The organism is Halopseudomonas sp. (assembly GCF_038130085.1).
GTDB lineage: Bacteria > Pseudomonadota > Gammaproteobacteria > Pseudomonadales > Pseudomonadaceae > Halopseudomonas.
In genome coordinates this window covers 1-15,490 of sequence record NZ_JAYPMU010000002.1, presented here as the reverse complement: position 1 = coordinate 15,490, position 15,490 = coordinate 1, and the positions used below count along the sequence as shown (strand labels likewise).

Annotated in this window: 12 protein-coding genes; 6 read left to right on the top strand and 6 right to left on the bottom strand. The window is 59.9% G+C overall.

Going from position 1 to position 15,490, the window contains the following annotated elements:
• Positions 1-19: 19 nt before the first annotated feature.
• From acnD to AAFM31_RS01620, 4 genes are all read right to left on the bottom strand, one after another.
• Complete coding sequence (gene acnD / locus AAFM31_RS01635; protein WP_341706158.1) at positions 20-2,629, bottom strand: Fe/S-dependent 2-methylisocitrate dehydratase AcnD; 2,610 nt, start codon at positions 2,627-2,629, stop codon at positions 20-22.
• Position 2,630: 1 nt separating this feature from the next.
• Entirely contained in the window at positions 2,631-3,788 is a 1,158-nt protein-coding gene (gene prpC, locus AAFM31_RS01630) for a 2-methylcitrate synthase (RefSeq protein ID WP_341706157.1), read from the bottom strand.
• A gap of 73 nt (positions 3,789-3,861) precedes the next feature.
• Complete coding sequence (prpB, locus tag AAFM31_RS01625; protein ID WP_341706156.1) at positions 3,862-4,746, bottom strand: methylisocitrate lyase; 885 nt, start codon at positions 4,744-4,746, stop codon at positions 3,862-3,864.
• Complete coding sequence (locus AAFM31_RS01620) at positions 4,746-5,453, bottom strand: GntR family transcriptional regulator (protein ID WP_341706155.1); 708 nt, start codon at positions 5,451-5,453, stop codon at positions 4,746-4,748. The genes prpB and AAFM31_RS01620 overlap by 1 nt, the downstream gene beginning before the upstream one ends.
• A gap of 302 nt (positions 5,454-5,755) precedes the next feature.
• Here AAFM31_RS01620 and AAFM31_RS01615 point away from each other — a divergent pair, with 302 nt between their 5' ends.
• From AAFM31_RS01615 to AAFM31_RS01600, 4 genes are all read left to right on the top strand, one after another.
• Positions 5,756-7,282 (top strand): inactive transglutaminase family protein, encoded by a 1,527-nt coding sequence (locus tag AAFM31_RS01615; protein ID WP_341706154.1) that lies wholly within the window; start codon positions 5,756-5,758, stop codon positions 7,280-7,282.
• A 9-nt stretch (positions 7,283-7,291) separates the two neighbouring features.
• Positions 7,292-8,305: an alpha-L-glutamate ligase-like protein gene (locus tag AAFM31_RS01610; protein WP_341706153.1), complete on the top strand. Its 1,014-nt coding sequence runs from the start codon at positions 7,292-7,294 to the stop codon at positions 8,303-8,305.
• Complete coding sequence (gene pabB / locus AAFM31_RS01605) at positions 8,302-9,648, top strand: aminodeoxychorismate synthase component I (RefSeq protein ID WP_341706152.1); 1,347 nt, start codon at positions 8,302-8,304, stop codon at positions 9,646-9,648. Before AAFM31_RS01610 ends, pabB begins: the two co-directional genes overlap by 4 nt.
• A 103-nt stretch (positions 9,649-9,751) precedes the next feature.
• Positions 9,752-11,338: an arylsulfatase gene (locus tag AAFM31_RS01600; protein ID WP_341706151.1), complete on the top strand. Its 1,587-nt coding sequence runs from the start codon at positions 9,752-9,754 to the stop codon at positions 11,336-11,338.
• 63 nt (positions 11,339-11,401) lie between these two features.
• Here the strand turns inward: AAFM31_RS01600 and AAFM31_RS01595 are convergent, their stop codons facing one another.
• Positions 11,402-12,763, bottom strand: a complete 1,362-nt coding sequence (locus AAFM31_RS01595; RefSeq protein WP_341706150.1) for an MFS transporter — start codon at positions 12,761-12,763, stop codon at positions 11,402-11,404.
• 250 nt (positions 12,764-13,013) lie between these two features.
• On the opposite strand from AAFM31_RS01595, the gene AAFM31_RS01590 reads away from it, so the two are divergent.
• Entirely contained in the window at positions 13,014-13,820 is an 807-nt protein-coding gene (locus AAFM31_RS01590) for a transporter (protein ID WP_341706149.1), read from the top strand.
• Positions 13,821-13,902: 82 nt separating this feature from the next.
• On the opposite strand, the gene AAFM31_RS01585 is transcribed toward AAFM31_RS01590, so the two are convergent.
• Entirely contained in the window at positions 13,903-14,847 is a 945-nt protein-coding gene (locus tag AAFM31_RS01585; RefSeq protein ID WP_341706148.1) for an endonuclease, read from the bottom strand.
• A 69-nt stretch (positions 14,848-14,916) separates the two neighbouring features.
• On the opposite strand from AAFM31_RS01585, the gene AAFM31_RS01580 reads away from it, so the two are divergent.
• Positions 14,917-15,195 (top strand): hypothetical protein, encoded by a 279-nt coding sequence (locus tag AAFM31_RS01580; protein ID WP_341706147.1) that lies wholly within the window; start codon positions 14,917-14,919, stop codon positions 15,193-15,195.
• The last annotated feature ends 295 nt before the right edge of the window (positions 15,196-15,490 follow it).

Here is a 15,490-nt window from a genome sequence, read left to right as displayed (position 1 = left end):
CAAGCGCCCCGGTACTGGATCAACCTTGCTCTGACTCAAGGAAGTCCTTGGCGAAGCGCTGCAGCACACCGCCAGCCTTGTACACGCTGACATCGGCAGCGGTATCCAGGCGACAGGTGACCGGCACCTCTACCACTTCACCATTGCGGCGATTGATCACCAGGGTCAGATCGCAGCGCGGCGATACTTCTCCCTTGATGTCATAGGTCTCAGTACCGTCCAGCCCCAGCGTCAGGCGAGTAGTACCCGGCTTGAACTCGACCGGCAGCACACCCATGCCCACCAGGTTAGTGCGATGAATGCGCTCGAAGCCTTCGGCCACGATCACTTCAACCCCCGCCAGGCGCACGCCCTTGGCCGCCCAGTCACGGGAGGAGCCCTGACCGTAGTCGGCACCGGCGATGATGATCAGGTTCTGTTTGCGGTTCATGTAGGTTTCGATCGCTTCCCACATGCGCATGACCTGGCCTTCCGGCTCAACCCGGGCCAGCGAGCCCTTCTTCACTTCACCATCCACCACGGCCATTTCGTTGACCAGTTGCGGGTTGGCGAAGGTCGCGCGCTGCGCGGTCAGGTGGTCACCACGGTGGGTTGCGTAGGAGTTGAAGTCCTCCTCCGGCAGGCCCATCTTGTGCAGGTACTCACCCGCCGCCGAGTTCATCAGAATCGCGTTGGACGGCGACAGGTGATCGGTGGTGATGTTGTCCGGCAGGATCGCCAGAGGACGCATGCCCTTGAGGGTACGCTCACCAGCCAGCGCGCCTTCCCAGTACGGCGGACGACGGATGTAGGTAGACATCGGGCGCCAGTCGTACAGCGGGCTTTCGGCTTCCTGCACGCTGCCCAGATCGAACATCGGGATATAGATCTGCCGGAACTGCTCCGGCTTGACGCTGGAGGCCACGATGGCGTCGATCTCTTCGTCGCTCGGCCACAGGTCTTTCAGGGTGACCGGATTGCCGTCCTTGTCAGTGCCCAGCACGTCCTGCTCGATGTCGAAGCGCACGGTACCGGCGATGGCGTAAGCCACAACCAGCGGCGGCGACGCCAGGAACGCCTGCTTGGCGTACGGGTGGATACGGCCGTCGAAGTTACGGTTACCGGACAGCACCGCAGTGGCGTACAGGTCACGGTCGATGATTTCCTGCTGGATCTTTGGATCCAGCGCACCGGACATACCGTTACAGGTGGTGCAGGCGTAGGCAACGATACCGAAGCCCAGCTTCTCCAGCTCCGGCAGCAGACCTGCTTCCTCAAGGTACAGCTTGGCAACCTTGGAACCCGGCGCAAAGGAGCTTTTCACCCACGGCTTGCGGACTAGACCCAGATCGTTGGCTTTCTTGGCCAGCAAACCGGCGGCCACCACGTTGCGCGGGTTAGAGGTGTTGGTGCAGCTGGTGATGGCGGCGATGATCACCGCGCCATCGGGCATCAGGCCCTGGGCTTCTTCACCCTTGCCGGCTTCCCACTTGGCTTCGTCGGAAATGCCACGCTCGGCCAGCGCCGAGGTTGGCAGGCGACGGTGCGGGTTTGACGGGCCAGCCATGTTACGCACGACACTGCCCAGATCGAAGCGCAGCACGCGCTCGTACTCGGCGGTCTTCAGCGCATCACTCCACAGACCCAGCTCCTTGGCGTAGGTCTCGACCAACGCCACCTGCTCGGGCTCGCGACCAGTCAGCTTGAGGTAGTCGATGGTTTGGCCGTCGATGTAGAACATCGAGGCGGTGGCACCGTACTCGGGGCACATGTTGGAGATGGTCGCACGGTCACCGATGGTCAGGCTGTCTGCGCCCTCGCCGAAAAACTCGACGTAGGCACCGACCACACGCTCCTGACGCAGGAACTCGGTCAGCGCCAGAACGATGTCGGTCGCGGTGATGCCCGGCTGACGCTTGCCGGTCAACTCGACACCGACGATATCGGGCAGGCGCATCATCGACGGATGGCCCAGCATGACGGTCTCGGCTTCCAGACCACCGACACCGATAGCGATAACGCCCAGAGCGTCAACGTGCGGCGTGTGCGAGTCGGTACCGACGCAGGTATCGGGGAAAGCAACACCGCCGCGCGCCTGAATCACTGGGCTCATCTTCTCCAGGTTGATCTGGTGCATGATGCCGTTCCCGGCCGGGATCACGTCGACGTTCTTGAACGCGGTCTTGGTCCACTCGATGAAGTGGAAGCGGTCTTCGTTACGACGATCTTCGATGGCGCGGTTCTTCTCGAACGCATCCGGGTCGAAACCGGGCGCTTCAACGGCCAGCGAGTGGTCAACGATCAGCTGAGTCGGCACCACCGGGTTGACCTTGGACGGGTCACCACCCTTCTCGGCGATGGCGTCACGCAGGCCAGCGAGGTCGACCAGCGCAGTCTGACCGAGAATGTCGTGGCACACCACGCGCGCCGGATACCAGGGGAAGTCCAGATCGCGCTTGCGGTAAACCAGCTGCTCCAGGGAGGCGGTCAGGTCTGCCGGATCGCAACGACGCACCAGCTGTTCAGCCAGAACGCGGGAGGTATAGGGCAGCTTGGCCCAGGCACCGGCCTGGATCGCTTCAACCGCCTCTTTGGCGTCGAAGTAATCCAGCTGGGTACCCGGCAGGGCTTTGCGGAATTGGGTATTCATCTTACTTGCGATCCTTGAGTGCCACGAACGGCACATCTTCTGGGCCAACGTAGTTGGCGCTCGGACGAATAATCTTGCCGTCGATACGTTGCTCGATCACGTGGCTGGACCAGCCAGCGGTGCGAGCAATCACGAACAACGGAGTGAACATCGCGGTGGGCACGCCCATCATGTGGTAGCTCACGGCGCTGAACCAGTCGAGGTTGGGGAACATCTTCTTGATTTCCCACATCACGCTTTCCAGGCGCTCGGCGATGTCATACATCTTGGTGTTGTTCTGCTCGGCAGACAGCTGGCGAGCGACTTCCTTGATCACCTTGTTGCGCGGGTCGGAGACGGTGTAAACCGGGTGACCGAAGCCGATCACAACTTCCTTCTTCTCGACGCGGGCACGGATGTCGGCCTCAGCCTCATCCGGGTTGTCGTAGCGCTTCTGGATCTCGAAGGCGACTTCGTTGGCGCCGCCGTGCTTCGGACCGCGCAGTGCGCCGATGGCACCGGCGATGCACGAGTGCATGTCGGAACCGGTACCGGCGATAACACGGCTGGTGAAGGTAGAGGCGTTGAACTCGTGCTCGGCGTACAGGTTGAGGCTGGTGTGCATGGCACGAACCCAGGACTCACGCGGCTTCTCGCCGTGCAGCAGGTGCAGGAAGTGACCACCGATGGAGTCATCGTCGGTCTCAACGTTGATGCGCTTGCCGTTGTGGCTGAAGTGGTACCAGTACAGCAGCATGGAGCCGAAAGAAGCCATCAGCTTGTCGGCAATGTCACGGGCGCCCGGGTGGTTGTGATCATCCTTCTCCGGAGACACACAACCCAGAACGGAGACACCGGTACGCATCACGTCCATCGGGTGGGCAGACGGCGGCAGCTGCTCAAGCGCAGCCATAACCGCAGCAGGCAGGCCGCGCAGGGCTTTGAGCTTGGCCTTGTAGCCAGCCAGTTCGGCGATAGTCGGCAGCTTGCCGTGGACCAGCAGGTGGGCGATTTCTTCGAATTCGCAGGTGGTGGCGACATCCAGGATGTCGTAGCCACGGTAATGCAGATCGTTACCGCTGCGACCGACGGTGCACAGCGCGGTGTTGCCGGCAGCCGTGCCGCTCAGGGCGACAGACTTCTTCGGCTTGAAAGTCGGGGTCTCGGTGTTGGACGTCATGCGTTGGTCTCCTCACGGATCGTTCTTATATAAATGAATGACGGCCCCGCCAGCGCGGGGCCAATACCGGTGCTTACTTCTTGCCGGCAGCGAACAGGGCGTCCAGCTTCTGCTCGAACGCGTGGTAACCGATGCGATCGTAAAGCTCGGCACGTGTCTGCATGGTGTCAATCACGTTCTGCTGGTGGCCTTCGGTGCGAATGGCGTTGTACACATTCTCGGCAGCCTTGTTGGCAGCACGGAAGGCAGACAGCGGGTACAGCTGAATCGCAACACCAACCGAAGCCAGCTCGTCACGGGTAAACAGCGGCGTAGCGCCGAACTCGGTGATGTTGGCCAGGATCGGTACATTCAGCTCTTTCACGAAACGCTCGTAGGTCGGCAGATCGTAGGCGGCTTCAGCGAAGATGCCGTCGGCGCCTGCTTCAACGTAGGCCTTGCAGCGCTCGATGGCCGCATCGACACCTTCGGCCTGGATGGCATCGGTACGGGCGATCAGGAAGAAGTCCGGATCGGTCCTGGCATCGACTGCCGCCTTGATGCGGTTGACCATCTCTTCGGTGGAGACGATTTCCTTGCCCGGACGGTGGCCGCAGCGCTTGGCGCCGACCTGGTCTTCGATGTGGGCAGCCGCTGCGCCTGCCTTGATCAGGCTCTTGACGGTACGCTCAATGTTGAACGCGCTAGGGCCAAAGCCGGTGTCGATGTCGACCAGCAGCGGCAGGTCGCAAACGTCAGTGATGCGACGCACGTCGATCAGCACATCTTCCAGAGTGTTGATACCCAGATCCGGCAGACCCAGCGAACCGGCGGCCACACCGCCACCCGACAGGTAGATAGCCTGGAAACCGGCGCGCTTGGCCAGCAGCGCGTGGTTGGCGTTAATGGCACCGATAATCTGCAGCGGACTTTCGGCGGCGAGTGCTTCGCGGAAACGTTTACCCGGGGTTTTCGACATCAGACTGTTCCTCCTGAGGAAGTGACAGCATCGCCCTGCTCCTGCAGTCGACGCTCGATGTTGCGGCGTGATGCGCTGATATGACGGCGCATCAGCATTTCCGCCAGCTCGCCATCGCGATCAGCAATGGCCTGAATAATATTGTGGTGCTCGGCAAAGGCCTGTTTTGGCCGTTTAGGGGTAGTAGAGAAGCGGTAGCGGTACATGCGCACCAGCTGGTAGAGCTCATCGCAGAGCATGTGACTCAGGGTGCGATTCTTGCTCCCCTGCACGATCAGATAGTGGATATCCAGATCGCCTTCTTGCTGATAGTAGGACTTGTTGGCCTTGAGCCCGCTGTGTTGCTCATGCATGGCGAGCACATCGCGCAGCGCGGCGATCTCCTCGTCGGTCATGTTCTGTGCAGCCAGACGACACGCCATGCCTTCCAACGCCTCTCGCACGTGATACAGCTCGATCAGCTCAGCGTAGTCCAGCGACACCACTCGCACCCCGGCATGGGGAATGCGCACCACCAGCCGCCGACCTTCCAGGCGGCGGATCGCCTCACGCAGAGGGCCGCGACCGATACCAAAGGTAGTGGACAGGTATTGCTCGCTGATACGCGTGCCGGGCGCGATCTCGCCTTTGACGATCGCTGCCTGAATGCGTTCAAAGGCACCGTCGGACAGGGTCTGGGCGGGCGACTCAAGAGTGGCATCAACCAATTGTCTACAATCCTATTCACGGGGTTGAAAACAGGCGAGATTTTGCGCCTAAAAACACTAGATTGTCAACAATCCACCAAATAACGGGCTTTGATCTATGCTGAAACAGCCGATTCGTGCAGCGATTGTCAGCAACGTCAGGGGAACCCCTCGGCGTCGTGCAGGTCTGCCGATGGGCCGAAAAAAAGGCTCTGCGGGGTATCTACGAGGCGCCGTGCGCGCATGCTAAGATGCCGCCAGCCTGCCGCGCCTGCCGGAGTGCCCCACAGTCAGGCCGACCTACAACAGTTGTTGAGATAACTATGCAATCAATAAATCTGCACCTGAAGATCCTGATCGCTACGCTTGTTGCCCTTGGCGTACTCATTACCGGCTACCAGATCTATGTCCTCGATATCCCGGTTACCGAGGATGAAACCGACGACATCTGGAGTCTGGACGCAAAAGTGGAGTTTCGCGCAGCACCCGGCACGCCGATCAAGGCGCAGTTCTTTATTCCACCGCTCAATCAGGACTACGTCAGCCTGAACGAGAGCTTTATCTCCAACAACTACGGCGTCAGCATCAACAACCAGAAAAGCAACCGCCGCGTGACCTGGTCGTCTCGTCGCGCCAGCGGCACCCAGACGCTTTACTACCGCCTGGTACTGACCAAGCGCTACAGCGAGGAGCAGGCCAAGGCCGCACCGCCGCCACCGCCACAACCGATCCAGCTCGAAGGCCCGGAACAGGTTGCTGCCGACGCGCTGATCAACCCAATTCGGCAGCACTCGGCTGATATCGAAACCTTCATCAGCGAAACTATCCGCCGGGTCAACGACATCACTGACGACAACGTCAAGCTGCTGCTCGCCGGTGGTACCTCTGCGATGGACAAGGCCCGGGTCATCGATCTGCTGCTGTCCAACGCGCGCATCCCGCTGGAGCTGGTTCACACCATCCGCCTGGAAAACACCGAAGCCCAGACGCCTGAACTCTGGCTGCGCAGCTACAACGGCGAGCGCTGGCTGTATTTCCACCCGGAGACCGGGCAACAGGGCATCCCCGACAACCGTCTGGTCTGGTGGACTGGCAGTGATCCGCTGCTGGCTCTGGAAGGCGGTCGTCAGGCGAACGTCACCCTGACTGTCAGCAACAGTGAAATGAACGCCCTGCGCCTGGCCAAGCTGACTACCCAGAACAGCGCATCGGCGCTGCTGGAATACTCCCTGTATGGCCTGCCGCTGCAGGCCCAGCGCGTCTACCAGGTCATGATCATGATCCCGGTTGGCGTGCTGGTGATCCTGATTCTGCGCAACCTGATCGGCATGCAGACCCTGGGTACGTTTACCCCCGTGCTGATCGCCCTCGCCTTCCGCGAGACCGAGCTCGGCTGGGGTATTGCGCTGTTCACTCTGATCACCGCCCTGGGTCTGTCACTGCGCTCTTACCTCGAACACCTCAAGTTGCAGATGCTGCCGCGCCTGTCAGTGGTATTGACCTTCGTGGTGCTAGTCATCGCCGCCATCAGCCTGTTTAGCCACAAGCTGGGCATGGAAAAGGCTCTGGCCGTGTCGCTGTTCCCGATGGTGATTCTGACCATGACCATCGAGCGCCTGTCCATTACCTGGGAAGAGCGCGGTGGCGCGCAGTCACTCAAGGCGGCCGTTGGCACCTTGATCGCGGCAACACTGGCGCACCTGCTGATGACCATTCCGGAGCTGACCTACTTCGTATTTACCTTCCCGGCAGTGCTGCTGATCCTGGTAGCTTTCATGCTGGCAATGGGTCGCTACCGCGGTTACCGCCTCACCGAACTGGTGCGCTTCAAGGCGCTGACCAAGAGCTGAGGAAACGACATGTTCTTCTGGAAAACCTGGAAAGCGCTATCCGACGCCGGTGTGATGGGCATCAACCGCCGCAACGCCGACTACGTGCTCAAGTACAACAAGCGGCACCTGTATCCGGTGGTGGACGACAAGATCCTGACCAAGGAGCGCGCCATTGCCGCCGGCATTCACGTACCGGAGCTGTACGGCATTATCGAGACCGAGAAGGACTTCGACACCTTCGACAGCATCGTCGCCGAGCACCGCGACTTTGTGATCAAGCCGGCGCAGGGCGCCGGCGGTGACGGCATCATCGTCATCGCCGACCGCTTTGAGGGCATGTACAGGACCGTCTCTGGCAAGATCATCAGCCGTGACGAGATCGGCCACCACATCTCCAGCATTCTGTCCGGCCTGTACTCGCTGGGCGGTCACCGTGATCGCGTACTGATTGAGTACCGAGTCACCCCGGATCAGATTTTCAAAAGCATCAGCTACGAAGGTGTGCCGGACATCCGCATCATTTGCCTGATGGGCTACCCGGTCATGGCCATGCTGCGTCTGCCGACCCGCCAATCTGGCGGCAAGGCCAACCTGCACCAGGGGGCCATCGGCGTTGGCGTGGATCTGGCAACGGGCATCACCCTGAAAGGCACATGGCTGAACAAGATCATCAGCAAGCATCCAGACACCACCAACGAGGTGGACGGCGTACAGCTGCCGGACTGGAACGGCTTCATGCGTCTCGCTGCCTCCTGCTACGAGCTGTCCGGCCTCGGCTACATCGGCGTCGATCTGGTACTGGACCAGGACAAGGGCCCGCTGATTCTGGAGCTCAATGCGCGCCCCGGCCTGAACATTCAGATCGCCAATGACGCGGGCTTGACCACCCGCGCCCACATCGTCGAACGGCACATCGCGCAACTCAAGAAAGAAGGCCGCGAAGAGTCCGTCGAAGAACGTGTAGCCTTCTCCCAGAAGCATTTTGCCAAGCTGCTGGACGCCCCGTTGTCCAGCGAAGAGGCGAACGCCAGCAACGCATGACCGGCACCCTTCCCGAGTATCAGCTTCACCCGCTCAGCTATCAGGCCAACCCAGTCCCGCGACTCAATGCAGTCCGGGAGCTGGGCGCACCGGTACTGCTCGACTCGGCCGACCAGCGCAGCCAGCTCGGGCGCTACAGTCTGCTGTGCGCGGGGCCGCTGCTGCAGATTACCGACGACCAACCCGCTGAAGTCGTACAGCAGCTCATGCGCGCCGCGCTGCAACAGCTTGGCCCTGCCCGCTGGCCTGACGGCCTGCAGCTCCCGTTCGGCTCCGGACTGGTGGGCTATCTGGCCTACGACTACGGCCGCCAACTGGAAACCCTGCCCAGCAGCGCCCGTCACGACATCGGCCTGCCGAATCTGAGCTTCGGCCTGTATGACTGGTGCCTGGTCAGCGATCATCAAACTCAGCGCTGCTGGATGGTATTCCACCCACAGGTCAGCGCCGAACGCCGGCAGCGGCTGATTGCGCAACTCGATCAGGCCACTCCACCACAAGACGGTTTTGAACTGGCTGCGCCCTTTGTCGCCGAACAGGACAAAGGGCAATACGCCGCTGCGTTTTCGCGTATCCAACACTACATTCACGCTGGCGACTGCTATCAGATCAACCTCGCGCAACGCTTCAGCAGCCGCTACTGCGGCGATCCTCTGACCGCCTACGCGGCCCTGCGCGAGCGCAGTCCAACGCCGTTTTCCGCCTATCTGGAAACCGCCGGCGGCGCCCTGCTCAGCCTGTCGCCGGAACGCTTTATCGAAGTCCAGAACGGCCGCGTCGAGACCCGGCCGATCAAAGGCACCCGACCGCGCGGGCAGACGCCGGCCCAAGACGAAGCCTTAGCTGCTGAACTGCAAGGCTGCGCGAAGGATCGTGCCGAAAACCTGATGATTGTCGATTTGCTACGCAATGATCTGGGCCGCAGCTGCGAGCCGGGCAGCATCCGAGTGCCAGAGCTGTTCAGCCTGGAAAGCTATCCGAACGTGCACCATCTGGTGAGCAGCATTACCGGCCAGCTGCGCAGTGATTGCGACGCTATAGACCTGCTGATGCGCGCATTCCCCGGCGGATCAATCACTGGCGCACCAAAGATTCGCGCCATGCAGATCATCGAAGAACTGGAACCCGTGCGTCGCAGTCTCTATTGCGGCAGCGTCGGCTACCTCGGCTGCGAGGGCCAGATGGACTTCAATATCGCCATCCGCAGCCTCGTCTGCCAAGAGGGGCAGATCTACTGCTGGGGCGGCGGCGGCATCGTTGCCGACTCCGAGCTGGATGCCGAATATCAGGAGACCCTGACCAAGGTCAGCAATCTGCTCGACGCCCTGCAAAAAGTGCTCTAAGTCAGCGCGGCCGGCAAAATCCTTGTCTAGACTGATTCCCACGCTCGCCCGATGAACGTTGTACGGCGCGGGACGATGGACTGTCATTTACGAGGAAGCACACATGGACACCCGTTCAAAAACCCGCAGCCTGCTCGCCGCTGCAGTACTAGTCTGCGCTACCGGGGCGCAGGCGGCAGACAGCAAGCCCAATATCCTGGTCATCTGGGGTGATGACATCGGCTGGCAGAACGTCAGCGCCTATGGGATGGGAACCATGGGTTACACCACCCCCAACATTGACAGCATTGGCATGCAGGGCGTGCGTTTCACCGACCACTACGCGCAACCCTCCTGCACCGCGGGCCGCGCTGCATTCATCACGGGTCAGTTCCCGATTCGCTCCGGCATGACTACCGTCGGCCAGCCCGGCGATGCACTGGGCTGGAGCGACAAGTCACCCAGCCTGGCGGAAGTATTGAAAGGCGAAGGCTATGCCACCGCCCTGTTCGGCAAGAGCCACATGGGCGACCGCAACGCGCACCTCCCTACCGCACACGGTTTTGACGAGTTCTTCGGCATTCTCTATCACCTGAACGTGATGGAGGAGGAAGAGCAGCGCGACTACCAGAACTTTGCCAACGCCTATCCAGGCGGTGCAGAGGAGTATCGCAAGAAGTTTGGAGCGCGCGGAGTCATTCATTCCTACGCCTCCGACAAAAACGACCGCACCGAGGATCCCCGGTTCGGCGTGGTTGGCCGACAGACCATCGAAGATACCGGCCCGCTCACCCAGGAGCGCATGAAAGACTTTGACGGCGGCGAAGTTACTCCTCTGGCCATCGACTTCATGAAGAGAGCCCAGGAGGCAAACAAACCCTTCTTCGTCTGGCTGAATTCGACCCGCATGCACGTGTACACCCGCCTGAATGATGAGTGGCGCTATGCGGCCGAGAACTTCACCAGTGAAGCTGACCTGCACGGCTCTGGCATGCTGCAGCATGACCACGACATTGGTGTGGTACTGCAGTTTCTCAAGGACTCCGGCCTGGAGGACAACACCATCGTCTGGTACTCGACCGACAACGGCCCCGAGCACAACTCCTGGCCGCACGGTGCAACCACCCCGTTCCGTGGCGAGAAGATGACCACCTACGAAGGCGGCGTACGGGTTATCTCGCTGCTCAAATGGCCGGGCAAGATCCAGCCGGGCATCATCCTCAACGGCATCCAGGATCACCAGGACATGTTCACCAGCCTGGCTACCGCTGCTGGCGTTGAGGACGTCGCGGCTCAAGTCATGAATGAGAAGAAGCAGTACATCGACGGCATCAACAATGTTCCGTACTGGACTGGCGAATCCGATCACTCCGCGCGTAATACCGAGATCTACTACTACGAGTCGAACCTGACCGCAGTACGCATGGGCCAATGGAAGTGGCACTTCTCGCTCAAGGAAGACTATTACGACAACGTGGTCGGCCGCACCGCACCCATGGTGTTCAACCTGCGCATGGACCCGTTCGAGAGCTATGACACCGTCGACGCCTATGGTCACCTGCTGCAGAAGGTTTCCTGGCAGATGGCACCGATGGGTGAACTACTTGGTGCCCACCTGAAGTCTCTGGCCGACTACCCGCCGGTACAGGCCGCCAAGAGCTTCAACATGTCGGAGCTGGTACCTGAGTTCCTTGAGAAAGGCCAGCAGTAACTCTGTACTGGCAGCAATAAAAAACCCGGCAAATGCCGGGTTTTTTATTGCTGCCTCTGGAGGTCAGGCTGGAGCAACTGCCTCGTCGCTGTCATCCACCAGTTGCGCATCAGAGGTCATCGTTGCCTCCATCTTTTTCGCATCGGCAACAAAGTACCGTGCACCGACTAACAGGGCTGCCATCGCCGCCAGCAACGCGACAGGAATGGAGATCATTGCATCATGCAAGCCCTGCGCCTTGAACACCTCGCTCATCTCCGCAGCACCGGCAGCGACACGCGCAGCTTCGGCGAAATGATCCGACAGCAAGCCCACGACAACCGGCCCCAGAGCCCCTCCCAGCAGATACAAGCAGGCGAAAAAGAGCGCTACCGCCGTGCCGCGTAAACGCGGCTCGATTACATCCTGAATCGCCGTGTAAACACTGGTGAAATAGTTGTAGGAGAACAACCAGCCAAAGGCGAAGATCCCAATAAAGACACCGATCTCGATTTCACCTGCCAACAGCGCATAACCAGTAGCCAACGCGGAGATCAGCATGCTGATTGCTCCGAACATCAAGCGACCGGTAGCCCAGCGTTGATGCACCTTGTCAGCAATCCAGCCACCGGTAGTCAAGCCAATCAAACCGGTCACCCCAACGATGACACCTGTCGACACCGCTGCTTGCTGCAGCGACAGATGAAAGTAGCGTTGCAGCATCGGCACCATGAACGAGCTACACGCATACGACGCAAAGTTATAAGCCAGGCCAGCCAGCGTTAGCCACCAGAACGTGCGCACGGCAAAAATTTTGCGGATCGGCTGGTCGACCGGCGCGCTGCTCGTCCTGACTACCTCAGCGGCGCCGCGTGCCGGCTCCTTGATCAAGAAGATAAACACCGCAAGCACCAACCCGGGTACGGCAGCGATGAAGAAGGGCGCTCGCCAGCTGTCGAACGCTTCCACCATCGCCCCGACCGTAAAGAACGCCAACAGCAGACCAAGCGGCAGCCCCAGCATGAAGATCCCCATGGCGCGAGCCCGCTTGTGCGCAGGAAACAGATCTCCGATCAATGAGTTGGCCGCCGGCGCGTAGCTCGCCTCCCCTACACCCACTCCCATGCGAATGATCAGGAAGCTCCAGAAATTCCAGGTAGCACCGGTCAGCGCGGTAAAACCGCTCCATACCGCAAGGCCCCAGCCCATGATCTTGCGCCGCGAACCAATATCGGCCATGCGCCCAAGCTGGATGCCAGCCAGCGCATAAATTACGGTAAACGCGGTACCCCCGAGCCCCAGCTGAAAGTCACTGAGATCCCACTCCATGCGCAACGGCTCAATGATAATCGCCGGGATGGTTCGATCGAAAAAGTTGAACATGTTCGCCAGAAATAACAGAAAGAGCACCCGCCAGGCATTCTTGGCTTGTTGTGGCTGTTGCATGGACTGACCTCTCTATTGTTGTAGCGCCTTGCTGCTTGGCAGGCTGAACGCCTCTGGAACGCATTTTAGAGGCAGTCTGGACGATCAAGGGGGCGGTCGAATAGCACTAGGCCTGACGTGATCACAACGCCATCAACGGGATGAATGGTAAACATCGAGAGTAAAGAGGATTACCGCCATGACGAATGCAGAGCGCTCCGCTACGCTTGACGGAATACCGGCCATAGGTGCCCAAGGAAGAGGACCGTTAATGAAATACCCCGTCTATGCAACGTCGATAGCCACCCTGCTGCTCTGCACGCCGCTCGACCTGATGGCCCAGCAGAGTGCCGAAGACCTCGCCAAGTCGCTGAGCAACCCCGTCGCCGCTCTGATCAGCGTGCCGTTCCAGTACAACTACGACCACAACATTGGCCCTGACAACGATGGCGATCGACATACCCTTAACATCCAGCCAGTGGTCCCGATCTCCATCACTGATGACTGGAACATAATTTCCCGCACCATCCTGCCGATCACCCACCAAAGCGACATTTTCCCCGGCGCAGGCAGCCAGACAGGCACCGGCGATATCGTTCAGAGTCTGTTTTTCTCGCCCAAGGAGCCGACCGCCAGCGGCTGGATCTGGGGCGCCGGTCCAGTGTTCCTGTTGCCTACTGGCTCCGAAGATGAGCTGACCGCCGACACCTGGGCTGCCGGCCCAACAGGCGTTGCACTGCGCCAGAGCGGCCCATGGACCATTGGCATGCTGTTCAATCATCTGGTCGATGTCGCCGATGCAGGCCGGGATACCGACATCAACACCACCTTCATTCAGCCCTTCGCCAGCTACACCACCCCGTCTGCGGTGACCTACACGTTGAACAGCGAGGCTACTCGCGACTGGGAGAACAACGACAGCGCGGTGCCGGTCAACTTTGTCGTCTCCAAGGTGGTTCCCATAGGGGGGCAGCTTTTCAGTTTCGGCGCAGGCCTACGTTACTGGGTCGACAGCACAGAGAACGGTCCAGAGGGGTTAGGTGCGCGACTGATCGTGACCGCGTTGTTCCCCAAATAGCTGCGCCGAGCCGTAATTCCCGCCGGGGCGGGGCTGGCTCTATTGAGACAGCCCGCCTTGGCGCGTAGCGCCTGCGCAGCGATCAATCCCGGCAATTGCCTGCCTTTCTAAATCCCGCGGCTTGTGCGGCAGCCTCGGTTTGGAAATGCACCTGATTGCGCGCCGCGACACTACCATAGCTTGGGCACCCTTCCGGCAGGTGGTACACCCGACTGTTTCGGTTACCAATAATTGCGCCATCGCTGACCGTTGCGACGCTCGCTGTACCCGGATTGGAAAGCATCAACCCCGCGCGAGACGGCTTGTAACCTCGCGTCCAGACCGCAGCACCGGTCACGAAGGGGTTCTCGTGCCCCATCACCCGCGCCGTACGATCACTCCACTCACGTTCCCAGTCCGTCACCGGATACTGCCGATCCCACGCCATCAGCAGTTGCTGCTGCTGACGAGCCATCGTCAGCCCGTAGCGGTCATACATGTAAAAATGCACCCGAGCGACCAACCCTTTGACTTCGTCCCGCGGCTCAGCCGAGCGTGCCCGAAAGTCGACCTTTGACATGCAGGCGCCATATTGCACAGGCGCCCCGCCCACCATCGCATACTGATAGTTGCTGCGGTCGCCATTCACTTCGCCCACCGCCGGATACAGATTGAATAGATCGGCTTCCATCACCCGGAACAGCGCATCATTCGCCACGCAGTTGGCCCGGCCACCGTTCTGCCAGCACTGGCGCTGATGACCAAACACCCAGGCCGGTACAATGTGCTCCCACTCAATACGCTCGGCCCGAGTTTGCTGGGCTCGGGTCTCATACCCGCAGGAACGGGCATCAACACGGCCGCCCGAGCGCCCCACCCAATCCCAGCGGCAACCGCAGTACAAATCCCCCTGATCCACGGCTAGTTGGTCAAAGAATATTCTTTGCTTGGCCACGGCTTTCGCCGCAGAGAAACTGGCAGGCGCATCGGCAAATGCATAGGAGCAGGTAAACAGCAGTACCACTAACGAACGGATCAGAGACGTCATAAACACTGAGCTTTTGCGAAAAGGCTCGCATTGTAAGGAGGTGACTCCTTTACGGACAGTGATAGCTGAATGATGCTGCGCGGTTGCAACGCCGCCGCGCCCTGCTCTCCCTGCGCCGGCTTTCCTGATAAAATGCCGTCCGATCCGCTTGGCGCGACGCCAGCGCCCACGAACATGCATCCTTGGCGGATCGAACCGCTATTGTCAGCACCGCTCAAGCACCCGAAGGCAGTAAAAAATGCGCTCAGACTCACCATCCAGCCCAGCAACAAAACGACCGGAGCCCAATCGCCGCTTCAGCGTTGCGCCGATGATGGACTGGAAAGAGAATCAAAAATAATCTTTTAAATTCAAGGCCTTACAAATTTCAATAAATTCAATTTAGCAAAAATGTAGCAACGTTATTGCCTAACTCCTCCTCTTAACTATCACTCTTTCTAAAGCCTGTGGTTGCCATCACTACCTCACCCCGCAGTCGCATCCTGATTTGACGCATACACCAGCAATATTTAGAACGCGTTGAGGACCTTCAATCAACTCGAACCACCAAGCGTCGGCGACGCCTCTGAACGCACAGGGACTGCCACCACTGAACCGCCCCGGGTTTCGCGGAGGCTTCAACTCCTGAGAAGATGAAGCCATG